The sequence below is a fragment of the Burkholderia sp. AU4i genome, assembly GCF_000466765.1.
GTDB classification, from domain to species: domain Bacteria; phylum Pseudomonadota; class Gammaproteobacteria; order Burkholderiales; family Burkholderiaceae; genus Burkholderia; species Burkholderia cepacia.
Genome location: NZ_ASSI01000026.1, coordinates 1 through 8323, shown reverse-complemented (window position 1 = coordinate 8323; position 8323 = coordinate 1). Strand labels below are relative to the sequence as shown.

Annotated in this window: 7 protein-coding genes; 6 read left to right on the top strand and 1 reads right to left on the bottom strand. The window is 65.8% G+C overall.

Translation table 11 applies throughout. From position 1 onward, the window contains the following. A partial coding sequence (locus tag L810_RS04105; protein ID WP_042973132.1) for a DUF3999 domain-containing protein occupies positions 1-1062 on the top strand: 1062 nt, incomplete at its 5' end. 311 nt (positions 1063-1373) lie between these two features. On the opposite strand, the gene L810_RS04100 is transcribed toward L810_RS04105, so the two are convergent. Continuing rightward, positions 1374-2171, bottom strand: coding sequence for a GNAT family N-acetyltransferase (locus L810_RS04100; protein WP_021157100.1), 798 nt, complete (start codon positions 2169-2171; stop codon positions 1374-1376). A gap of 281 nt (positions 2172-2452) precedes the next feature. Between L810_RS04100 and L810_RS04095 the strand changes: the two genes are divergently transcribed. The 5 genes from L810_RS04095 to L810_RS04075 form a co-directional block, all read left to right on the top strand. Next, positions 2453-2758: an NIPSNAP family protein gene (locus L810_RS04095; RefSeq protein WP_021157098.1), complete on the top strand. Its 306-nt coding sequence runs from the start codon at positions 2453-2455 to the stop codon at positions 2756-2758. A gap of 311 nt (positions 2759-3069) precedes the next feature. Next, a complete protein-coding gene (locus L810_RS04090) occupies positions 3070-3720 on the top strand; it encodes an NADPH-dependent FMN reductase (RefSeq protein WP_042973131.1) in 651 nt (216 codons plus the stop codon). A gap of 235 nt (positions 3721-3955) precedes the next feature. Further along, the gene (locus tag L810_RS04085) at positions 3956-4174 is read left to right on the top strand and encodes a hypothetical protein (RefSeq protein ID WP_021157097.1); all 219 of its coding nucleotides are present in this window, start codon (positions 3956-3958) and stop codon (positions 4172-4174) included. A 95-nt stretch (positions 4175-4269) separates the two neighbouring features. Next, entirely contained in the window at positions 4270-5172 is a 903-nt protein-coding gene (locus L810_RS04080; RefSeq protein WP_042973130.1) for a hypothetical protein, read from the top strand. 1254 nt (positions 5173-6426) lie between these two features. Continuing rightward, on the top strand, positions 6427-8323 hold a 1897-nt coding region (locus L810_RS04075; RefSeq protein ID WP_042973129.1), incomplete at its 3' end, for an ESPR-type extended signal peptide-containing protein.

Sequence of the window (8323 nt, the reverse complement as noted above, 5' to 3'; positions counted from 1 at the left end):
CCGCCCGCCCGCGCCGACAACGGCAGCGCGCCGCTCGGCGTGACGGTCGGCCCGGACGGCGCGCTGCGCGCGGGCGTCGCCGCACCGGCGCGCGCAAAGCACGGCGCGGATCTCGTCGACCTGTCGCATGCGGACGGCGACATCGACGCGCTGCTCGTACACGTGAGCGACGACAGTTACCAGGGGCGCGTCGCCGTCGAAGCCAGCGACGACCTGCGCAGCTGGCGCTCGCTCGGCAGCACGCAGTTGCTGAAAGTCGGCCGCGGCGACGACATGCTCGTGCAGGAACGCATCGCACTCGAAGGCGCGGCACCGCGCTACCTGCGGCTCGACTGGCTCGACGGCGCGCCCGCGATCGCGTCGATCGACGTCGAGACGCACGCGCGCGATGCGCGCGGAACCGACACCGCATCCGTGCCGCGCCAATGGCGCAACGCCGTGCGCGTGCGGGCCGGCGGCACGCCCGGCGAGTACCTGTTCGACACCGACGGCGCGTATCCGGTCGACCGCGTGCGCATCGACCTGCCGCAACCTAATACCGTCGCGCGTGCGACGCTGCAGAGCCGCGCGGACGCGCAGGCGCCGTGGCGCGACGTCGCGGGCGCCGTGCTGTTCCGGCTGCAGGGCAAGGCCGGCGAGCAGCGCAATCCGCCGCTCGAGTTCGCGGCGACAACGGATCGCACGTGGCGGATCGTCGTCGACATGCGCAACGGCGGATTCGGCAGCGGCCAGCCGGCCGTCGTGATCGGCTGGCATCCGGCCGCGCTGACTTTCGTGGCGCGCGGCGCACCGCCGTTTACGCTCGGCGTCGGCGATGCGTCGCTCGTGTCGTCGGCCGTCGGCCGCGACGCGCTGCTGGTCGGCATGGCGCCCGAAGTGCGGCCCGCGCGCGTCGGCGCGGCGTTGCCGGTATCGGCTGTCACGCCGGCGCCGGCCGCCGACACGGATGCCCCGCGCCGCTACGTGCTGTGGGGTGCGCTGGTCGTCGCGGTCGGCGTGCTCGGCACGATCGCGTGGCGCCTCGCGAAAGGCGGCGGCGAGTCGAGCGGCCGCGACGAGTGATGCGGCGCGGCCGCGTCGGGCTTCGATCGCCGCGCAATCAGTGTGGCCGGCGCACGGGTTGATGCAGGTGCGGGCCGCCGCCGAACGCGATCTCGTCGCGCAGGTGAAGAACCTGTCCGATCCGGCCACCAACGTGCGGATCGGTGCGGCCATCTTATGAAAGGCCGCGTCAGGGCATAAAAAGCGCGTAAACGTCCGTTTCGCCGCGGCGCGGCGGGGGTGTCTCGAGGGCCGTACACGAGCGGGAGCGCCACACTCCGCTCATTCGGCGTTTACGCGGCAAAACAGGAGCAGGAACCGGAGCACGGCGTTCAGCCGAAGGTGTAGCGCCCGTGCTGACGCGGGCGCCACGGCGACGAGCGGCAACTCGCGGCACCGGCCGCACGTCGCGCCGCCCAGCCAGCGCCACGCCGCACGTACCGATCGCGCCGGGCCAGCGCGGCCACGCGGGACGGCAATGCATGAGCAACACGCCGCACGCCCGCCATGCGCGCGGCCAATCGCGACGCCGGTGATGCCGACAACACCCGGCGCGCGACATGCGCGACGGGCCGCTTGCAGAGGATCGCGCTGTCGTAACGCTTACCGTCGAAGCGCATCACGTCGACGACGTCGAAACCCTGCGAGCCGTAGAACGCGAGCAGGTGCGAAGCGGGATGCGGCGTATCGAGCGCGAGCAGCATGTAGCCGCGCAACGCGGCCCACCGCTCGGCGAACGACAGCAGCAACGCGCCGATCCCGCGGCTCTGGCAATCGGGGTCCACCGCCACCTGCCGTACGCTCGCGACGCCTTCGCGCCGGTACAGCGGGCAGGCCGACGACGGATCGGTCGCATACAGCGTGGCCGTGCCGATCACGCGCCCGCCGCACACGGCGACGTAGCACTCGCCCGCTTCCGCGCGACGGCGCGTGACGGCCTCGTCCTGGTCGACACACGTACAGTTGAGCCCCATCGCGCCGAGCCGCGCGAACGCGCGATGCAGCATCTGCGTGAGGTGGGCATAGCTGTCGAAGGCCGGATCGAAACGCCGCACGATCACCCGGTCGGCGCACGCGGAAGGCGGCGCGGCAGGCGTGTGTTCGGCGATCGCGTTCCAGGGTATCGACATTGCCATGCTCCGTGGTTGGGATGCCCGAAGTCTATGAGCGCGCCGATGGCCCCCGCAAGAAAAAATGTCGTAAAAGTTTGGGGACGTGCGTGCGGAAGAAAAGGTTGCGACGGTGCACGCCGCGGCGTCGCGTGCGTCATTGCGAACGCATGACGGCACACCGATCGTTGCGCACGCAAGCAATGCATCGAGCGCGACGGCGTCGATCGCCGGCGCGCGCCGTTGACACATGCTGCAGCGCCATCCACACTCGCCGGATTCTCTTCGCTCCGGGCGCGCCCATGATCACCTGCTTCCTTCGCTACGTCATCGATCCGTACAAGCTCGACCAGTTCGAAACCTACGGCAAGATGTGGATTCCGCTCGTCGAGCAGTTCGGCGGCACGCATCACGGTTACTTCCTGCCGTCCGAAGGGGCAAACAACATTGCGCTCGCGATGTTCTCGTTCCCGAGCCTCGCCGAATACGAGCGCTACCGCGAACGCTCGATGGACGATCCGGCCTGCCAGGCCGCGTTCCGCTACGCCGAGGAAACGCGCTGCATCGTCAGCTACGAGCGCAGCTTCTTCCGGCCGGTGTTCGAATAACGGGCCACGGCCCGGCGCATCGCGCCCCTTTTCCTGACCCGGACGAAAAAAAGCCCCGCCTGCATCCGCGCGGCGGGGCCAACCCATGTCAGTAGAGACATCATGGAGGAGACGGGCCCATCTTATCGACCGCGGCCGGCCAGCCCAACCAAGCATTTCTGCTATCGATCCGTGCGGCCGCGCACACGATTGCCCGTGCCTCCCGGCATATCGATAGAACGAAAAGTCGTTTTCAGAGTGGCGGCGGGGTCGTTACCATCTGGTTTTTAAGCCTGTGCTTAGCCGGGCAAGCCATCCCCAAGGAGCGCCCCTTGACTGCATTCGATCAACACCGCCGCCCGTTCGTCGTCGGCATTGGCGGTACCACCCGCGCAGCGTCGTCGACCGAACGCGCGCTGTCGTTCGCGTTGCGCGGCGCACAGGCAGCCGGCGCACGCACGCGCCTGTTCGACGGCCCGTTCCTGCATACGCTGCCGCACTACGCCCCCGAACACAAAACGCTGACCGACGCGCAGCGCGAACTGATCGACGCCGTGCGCCAGGCCGACGCGATCATCATCGCGACGCCCGGCTATCACGGCGGCGTCTCCGGCCTCGTGAAGAACGCGCTCGATACGCTCGAGGAACTGCGTGCGGACGATCGGCCCTATCTCGACGGACGCGCGGTCGGCCTGATCGTCACCGCGTACGGCTGGCAGGCGGCGGGCACCGTGCTGACGTCGCTGCGTTCGATCGTGCATGCACTGCGCGGCTGGCCGACGCCGTTCGGCGCGACCGTGAACACGCTCGAAACGCGCTTCGACAGCGCCGACAATTGCTCGGACCCGAAGGTCGTCGCCCAGCTCGAGACGGTCGGCACGCAAGCGGCCGAGTTCGCGCTTGCGTTCGCGTCGCATCGCGCGGCCTCGCATGCGGCATCGGTCGATGCGCTCGCGCCTGTGCTGAAGATCGCCAACCAGTAATTTCCCCGCCTTCCACCGCCCGCGCCCGGACGACCCCGTTCGTCGGCGCGGGCGGTGCACATTCGGACGAACGGCCACGCGCCGTGCACGCCGACGCTGCTCTCCGGTTGCCCTCTCCCCGTACCCGCGCCGATAACGATTCGGCCCGCCGCGTGATTTGCATTGGCCGAAAGATTGGTTCACGCGGCCGGCGGGTTTTCGTACGCTGAACATCCGAACTCTCTCCGCGCACGCCATGAACCGTACGATCCGCTACAAGGGCTACGAAGTCGCCCCCGCTGCCGCCCGGTTGCCGAACGGGCTGTTCGCCGCCAACCTGACGATCGCGAAGGCAAGCAGCGGCCCGTCGCCGCGCTCCGTGTCGTTCGACGCGATCGATTTCTTCTTCGAGGAAGAACACGCGCTTGCCTACGCGTCCCGCTGGGGCCGCCTCTGGGTCGACACGCACGCGTGACGCACGCCTGGCCGGCGTGCACATGGCCGCTCGAAAATACGCGATTACGGAAGCTATGCAAGAATCTTTCGATCCGTAATCGCACAACAATAGCCATGAGTGACACGCTGCAGGAACAGCACGCAGCCGCAGATCACGCAATGCGCAACTGGACCTTCGAGAGGCAAGGTCCGGTCCGGATCGGTTCCGATGCGCACATGCAGATGTTCTGCCGCATGCTGCTCGACACACACAACCCGTACAAGCCGGCGGTCATCGACTGGCCGGCGCTCAAGCCCGCCGAGCTCAAGCGGCTCACGTCGCTGCCGATCTGGGACATCGCGGTGCAAACCGAAGGTCGTGCATCGATCCGCGTCGCAACCTATGCGGCGACGGTCGGCAATCCGCTGCTGCGCCGCGCGCTCGAGATGGACGGCGGCGAGGAAGCGCGCCACAAGGTCGTGCTGTCGAAGCTCGTCGAGGCATACGGCATCCGGCTCGCCCCCGAGCCACCCTACCCGGCGCCGAAGGATCCCGAGTGGTCGTGGATGGTCACGGGCTTCAGCGAATGCATCGACAGCTTCTTCGCGTTCGGCCTGTTCCGTTCCGCGCAGCGCTCCGGTTATTTCCCGCCCGAACTCGTCGACACGTTCGAGCCCGTGATCCAGGAAGAAGGCCGCCACATCCTGTTCTTCGTGAACTGGTACGCGTGGTACTGGCGCAGCCTGACGTGGTGGCGCCGGCCCTGGTTCTTCGCGCGGGTCGCGGCCGTGTGGGTGCATTTGATCCGCGAGCGCATCGGCATCGCGCGCGGGATCGACGCCGACGGCGTCGCGCGCGACGCGAACTTCCCGGCGACGAACACCGCCGACATCGGCGAAGCGCTCAAGCCACGCGAGCTGATCGAACTGTGTCTCGCCGAGAACGATCGGCGGATGGCCGGTTACGACAAGCGCCTGCTGCGTCCGTTGTTCGTGCCGCGTATGGCACGGCTCGCGCTGCGGTTTCTCAAGAAGTAAGGCAACCGCTCCGGGCAAGGGCCCGGTTGCCCGGTTGCCCGGTTGCCCGGTCGAGCATCCCGGCAACCGGGCCTCGGCCATCATCATGTCCGGGCCGGCTGAATGCCGGCCGGAGCCGACAGGTGGCAATCGCGTCGTCCGCATCCGGGCGCGCAGCAGCGCAATGCGCAACGATACGTAGTGGTCGACGCATCCGTTCTGCTCCGTACTCCACGCGCCGCGTCCCGTTCACACCTCGATGCGCGTTCGTCACGCTTTGCATGCCGAGCGGCATCGGTCGGGCTACCCGGCCCACCGCCCGCTCGACGTCGCCACATCGCCGCATCGCCACATCGCATGCGGTGGGAAACCTCACCGGCCTGCATCCAGCTGCCAGATGTGGCGCACCCGACACATTCACTCACGCCCTTTTTTCTTCGGCGCTTCGGGGCGTGCGGACAAATTGTCACACCCAGGATTTAACAATTCAGGGGGCGTCGGCCAGCGGCTTTAACACCCGGCCGCCAGCACGCGCAAAACGGGAGCGGGTAATGCCTCCCGGACGGGTTCGCCTCGTCGCCAAACCCCACACGAATGTCAACATCAACGAAATAGTCAATAGGACAAATTCGAAATACGAATGACGACCGGCCGGTCCATCGCCCTGTAGCACTTTTTTACAAATTCGACGAGCCACCCCGCCCGGAACGCCCGTCACGCGGGCCATCGCAGCGAACGAAATGCGCATATCAGCACAGCCAGGCATTCTTCATTTTGAATTAAATTGATTTACAGACAATCCAATAAATCAATCAGAAATCGACAAGCAAATCACGAATTAACAAATTAACGAGATGGGCATCACATTATCCCGCAACGCGACCTTTACATTACAAACAAGAAAGGAAGGCTTCGCTCGCAAACGTTTGCTATTTCAATTTCCTTGCTTTCGGCCCAACCACATCTGTAATCTACCGCACAAAACACACATAACTCATTGATTTATAAGTAAAATATGCAATTCCCGCCGAGAGACTTCGATCCTACATTTTTCATTCTTACATCTTACAAATTCATTCTTCATTGATGCATCAAAACACCATCCATTAACCATTCTTTAACTTTTCAAACACGACATTTATCACTTTTTAGCAATCTAAAAAATCCTCCTCCAATAAACTCCGCCCATCAATTTTGAGATTCGCGCGAGCGCACGGAGCATTCCTCTAACAAAAGAGACCGGTGTGTGGCGTGCACATTTGGAGGTAGCAGGACATGAACCGCACATACCGCTCGATCTGGAACGAAGCCCTCGGCGCCTGGGTCGCTGCGTCTGAACACGATTCGGCACGGGGCAAGCCGAACAAGTCGGCTGTCGTGAAGGCCGTCGCAGCCGCCGTGCTCGTCGCGGGGGCAGGCGTCGGCAACGTTGCGCATGCGCAGTACAGCGCCGGGGGCGGGAACGCGACCAATGCAACCTCGATTGCCATCGGCGCCGGCTCCAGCGGATTAACCGTTCCCGGCCAGAGCCCGACCGCCTCCGCCGGCGGCGCGGTCGCCATTGGCGCGAACTCGCCGACCAATACGGTCGCCACCGCATCGAATGCAACGGCATTCGGTACCGGCTCCTCGGCCACCGCGACTGCGGCATCTGCGTTCGGTCAAGGTACGTCGGCAACCGGTAATTTCGCGACCGCCGTCGGCAGCGGCACGAAAGCAACCGCCAACTACGCAACCGCCCTCGGCAGCACCAGCGCGGTCAACGGCATCCAGACGCAGGCATCCGGCGTCGGCTCGACCGCAATCGGCAGCAACGCCACCGCAGGCGCACAGGCGGCCGCACAGGATTCGATTTCGATCGGCGGCCAATCGTCGGTCACCTCCAGCGCAACGTCCGGCATCGCGATCGGCCGCGGTGCGACGACCAACGGCGCATACGGCATTGCACAGGGCGATGGCACCATTTCCGGCGCAACCGGCCAGAACGTCGCGATCGGTTCGTCGGGTACGACGGCCAACAGTGGTAGCGCGAACGGCGGCGCGGTGGCAATCGGCCGCGCGCAAACGTCCAGCGGCGACGGCGCAGTCGCGCTCGGCACCAGCAATTCGGCAAGCGGTACGGGCGCGGTCGCGCTCGGCAACGGCAACTCGGCGAACGGCACCGGTGCGGTTGCCCTGGGCAGTGGCAACAGCGTGACGGGGACGGGTTCGGTCGGTATCGGCAGCGGCGCCAAGGCGACCTATGCGGGTTCGAGCGCAATCGGTGCCTCGTCGTATGCGGGCGGGGCTTCGGCGCCTGCCTCCGCTTTCGGGAACGGGAGTTCCGCGACGGCGAACTATGCAACCGCGATCGGCGTCAACGCCAGCGCTGCCGGCGGCGGCAGCGTTGCACTGGGCGTGGCCACTGCGAGTGCGCTCCAGAGCGTTGCAATCGGCCAGCAATCCAATGCTTCTCAAGCCGGCAACATTTCGATCGGCTCGTTTGCGACGGCCAGCGGCAACGGCAATGCGGTCGCGATGGGCTATCAATCGACCGCTTCCGCCGGCAACGCGATGGCGCTCGGCTACCTGTCGACGGCCAACGTTGCAAACTCCGTCGCCCTTGGCAACAACTCGGCGACGATAGGTGCGGCGGACACGGCGACGGGCGGCACCGGTTCGGTCAACTCCGCCACGATCGGTGGACAGACGTTCGGTAACTTTGCGGGCGCAAGCGCTGCCAACGGCGTCGTCAGCGTTGGTACGGCGGGCAACGAGCGTCGCATCCAGAACGTCGCGGCGGGTCTTGTCACGTCGACCAGCACCGATGCGATCAACGGTAGCCAGCTCTACTCGGTCGCGAGCACGACGACGTCGAGCATCACGAGCCTGTCGACGTCGGCTTCGACCGGCTTGTCGTCGGCGAATAGCTCGATCACGTCGCTGTCGACCTCCACGTCGACGGGTCTGTCGTCGGCCAACAGCTCGATCGGTTCGCTGTCGACCGGCCTCTCGTCGACGAAAAGTTCGATCACTTCGCTGTCGTCCTCCACGTCGACGGGTCTGTCGTCGGCCACCAGCTCGATCGGCTCGCTGTCGACCGGTCTCTCGTCGGCCAACAGCTCGGTCACTTCGCTGTCGTCCTCCACGTCGACGGGTCTGTCGTCGGCTAATAGCTCGATCGGCTCGCTGT

Bases quoted from the DNA above. Each gene is read 5' to 3' on its own strand.
- L810_RS04100 (WP_021157100.1), bottom strand. From the start codon at position 2,171: ATGTCGATACCCTGGAACGCGATCGCCGAACACACGCCTGCCGCGCCG.
- L810_RS04095 (WP_021157098.1), top strand. From the start codon at position 2,453: ATGATCACCTGCTTCCTTCGCTACGTCATCGATCCGTACAAGCTCGAC.
- L810_RS04085 (WP_021157097.1), top strand. From the start codon at position 3,956: ATGAACCGTACGATCCGCTACAAGGGCTACGAAGTCGCCCCCGCTGCC.
- L810_RS04080 (WP_042973130.1), top strand. From the start codon at position 4,270: ATGAGTGACACGCTGCAGGAACAGCACGCAGCCGCAGATCACGCAATG.